Source organism: Streptomyces fuscigenes (assembly GCF_021556455.1).
In the GTDB taxonomy this organism is placed as follows: Bacteria; Actinomycetota; Actinomycetes; order Streptomycetales; family Streptomycetaceae; genus Streptomyces; species Streptomyces fuscigenes.
On record NZ_JAKGCV010000561.1, the window covers coordinates 1 to 3,083 of the forward strand.

At 76.1% G+C, this 3,083-nt stretch carries 3 protein-coding genes; all 3 read left to right on the plus strand.

Annotated elements, in window-relative coordinates; translation table 11 throughout:
• Positions 1-1,509: ROK family transcriptional regulator (locus tag L1885_RS26265; RefSeq protein ID WP_235799654.1), on the plus strand; the 1,509-nt coding region annotated here is incomplete at its 5' end.
• Between the two features lie 135 nt (positions 1,510-1,644).
• Positions 1,645-2,511, plus strand: a complete 867-nt coding sequence (locus tag L1885_RS26270; RefSeq protein ID WP_235799655.1) for an RNA polymerase sigma factor SigF — start codon at positions 1,645-1,647, stop codon at positions 2,509-2,511.
• Positions 2,512-2,744: 233 nt separating this feature from the next.
• The gene (locus L1885_RS26275; RefSeq protein WP_235799656.1) at positions 2,745-3,053 is read left to right on the plus strand and encodes a hypothetical protein; all 309 of its coding nucleotides are present in this window, start codon (positions 2,745-2,747) and stop codon (positions 3,051-3,053) included.
• The last annotated feature ends 30 nt before the right edge of the window (positions 3,054-3,083 follow it).

Sequence of the window (3,083 nt, forward strand, 5' to 3'; positions counted from 1 at the left end):
CTGCGCTCGCCGGTGTTCAGGGGCCGGCGGCTGCGGATCGTGCTCTGGGCCCGCGACGCCGACGCCCCGCGGCTCGTGCCCGGCGCGAGCCTGCACCGGGCCCACCGGGCGATGGGCTGGTCCTCGACGGTGTCGGTCCTGGCCCAGTGGGAGCTGCGGCACCAGCCGCACGTGGCGCGCGGGGTGCTCGCATCGCTGACGGAGGCGGCGCGGACGCACGCGCGCGCGGGGACGGACGCCCCGTTCCTGTGGCAGCGGGAGCCGGAGGGGGCCGTGCGGCCGCGCCCGGCCAGGACCGCGCTCCGCGCCTTCGACCAGCTGGCTCTGGGCTCGTTCAACGAGAAACTGGTCATCGAGTCCATCCGGGTGGCCGGCGCGCTCAGCCGCGTCGAGATAGCGGACCGCACCGGCCTGACCCCGCAGGCCGTCTCCCGCATCACCCGCAACCTGCTCACGACCGGCTTCCTCACGGAGGACGAGCGCCGCGCGCAGGGCAGGGGCAAGCCCCGGGTGCCGCTGCGGCTGCGGCCGGACGCCGCGTGCGCGATCGGTATCCACGTCGACCCCGAGATGATCACGCAGGTGCTGGTCGACCTGTGCGGGAACGTCCGCGACCGACGGCAGCTGCCGCTGACCGCGCCGAGCGACCCGGCCCGGTGCGTGGAGAGCATGGCCCGGATGGCTGCCTCGGCCGTCCGGGCGGCGGGGCCGCTCGGGCGCAACCTGCTGGGGGCGGGCGTGGCCGCGCCGGGACCGCTGGACGCGGAGGCGGGCGTGCTCCTGGACCCGCCGCTGTTCGAGGGATGGGGCGAGGTGCCGCTCCGCGCCGACCTGGGCCGGGCCCTGGGCATGCCGGTGCTGCTGGAGAAGGACGCGACGGCCGCGACGGTGGGCGAGCGGTGGCTCGGCGCGGCGGACAGCGCGGGCGACTTCGTCTACCTGTACCTGGGGGCGGGCGCCGGCAGCGGCGCCTTCCTCAACGGGGACGTCTTCCGGGGCTCGTCGGGCAACGCGGGCGAGTTCGGCGAGCTGACCGCGTACGCGCTCGGGCGGCTCACGCCGGAGGGCGGACCCCGGATGGTCCCGGAGTGCGCGCCGATGTCGGCGGTGGTGGCGGGCGCGGCTCGTGCCGGGCTCGCTCTGCCCGCCGAAGGGGCGTACGCGGCCGTGTGCGCGGCGGCCGCGGCCGGCGACGAGCGCGCGGCCCGCGCGGTCACGGACGTGGCCGGCGTGATCGCGCGCGGCGCGGTCGGCATGACGGACCTGTACGACACGGACCTCCTGATCGTGGGCGGCCCCGCGGTGCCCCCGGAGGTCGCGGAGCTGTACCTGGCGGAGATCTCCGCCGCCGTCAACCGCTTCCCGATGGCACGCCGGGTGCGGCACGTGCGGGTCGCGTACTCGACGCTCGGGGACGCGGCGGCCGCCGTGGGCGCCGCCGCCGGTGTCTTCCACACGACCTTCGCCCCGCGCCTGCGCCCGCACGCAGGGGGCAGGGCGGGGGCGTGAGACAGGACCGGAGCACCGGGGCGCGCGCCCCGTGCGCCGAGGCGTGCGGACCGGGGATTGCGCCGCGGGGGACATGACGCGTTCCGCTCCGGGCAGAAGGGCCCTCGGACGATCCGCTGCTGAGAGGTGAGGCGCATGGCCACCAGCACTCCCCCGGCGCCCGGCCAGGAGACGACCGCCGCGGCGGCGCTGCCGGTGATCGACGACCCGTCCAAGGTCGCTCCCCGGGACGCGCGCGAACTGTCGAAGCTGTTCTTCGACCGTCTCCGGGTCCTCGAAGAGGGCACCCCCGAGTACCAGTACGCGCGCAACACCCTGATCGAGATGAACCGCTCCCTGGTGCGTTTCGCCGCGGGCCGCTTCCGCAGCCGCGGCGCCGGCGGCGAGATGGAGGACATACTCCAGGTCGGCACGATCGGGCTGATCAAGGCCATCGACCGGTTCGACCTCTCGCGCGAGGTCGAGTTCACCTCGTTCGCGGTCCCCTACATCGTCGGCGAGATCAAGCGGTTCTTCCGCGACACCACCTGGGCCGTCCACGTACCCCGCAGGCTCCAGGAACTGCGGGTCGACCTGGCCAGGGCGAAGGAACTGCTGGCGACACGCCTCGACCGCGACCCGGGTGTCCGGGAGATCGCCGAACTGCTCGGCCTGTCGGAGGAAGAGGTCGTGGAGGGCCTGGTCGCGACCAACGGCTACACGGCCGGTTCGCTGGACGTGCCCGCGGGCGGCGAGGACCGGGCCCGGGGCGCGGGCAGGACCTTCGCGGACGTGATCGGGCAGGAGGACCCCGACCTGGAGAAGGTGGAGAACCTGCACGCCCTCGCCCCGCTGCTGCGCCGGCTGGACGAGCGGGACCGCCTCATCGTGGGGATGCGCTTCGGCGGCGAGATGACGCAGTCGCAGATCGGCGCGGAGCTCGGGGTGTCCCAGATGCACGTCTCCCGGCTGCTCAACCGCATCATCTCCCAACTGCGTGAAGGCATGCTCGTGCGGGAGTGAGCGCCGCGCGGCGCGGCCGTGCCCCTCCCTCCCCCGGCCCCCGGGCAGGCCGGCGCGCGCCCCGCCGACCGCTCGCCCCCGCCGCCTGCGCCGTGCCGTGCGCTGCCCCCGCGCCGGTCTCCTGCCTGCGGCGTCCTCGCAGGTCAGCCGCGCCGTCCGAGGCATTGTCAGACCCGTGGTGAAGACTTGAGGGTCCGACAGATCCTCGACGACACGACATCAGGGGGCCCGACATGACCGACACGACCGCTGGAGCGACGGCCACGGCCGGCGCGACGGCCACGGCCGGCGCGGCGGCCGGCGAGAGGACGGCGGCCCGGGCGTATCTGCGGCTGCTGGCCGCCGTCCGTGCCCTGCTCGACGAGCCGTGCGACGCTCCGGACGCCGGGCCGCTGCTCGCGCTGCCGCTCGCCGAGGCGGACGCGGCGCTGGGGGCCGCGGGTCTCGTGGGCAACGAGCGGGAGTTCCTGCGGCTGGTGGCGCGCCAGGCCAGGGACGACGACCCGCGGCGGGCCGGCCGGGCGGCCGACGCGCGCGCCTGAGGCCGCGACGCGCCCGGGCCCGCCGGGGCG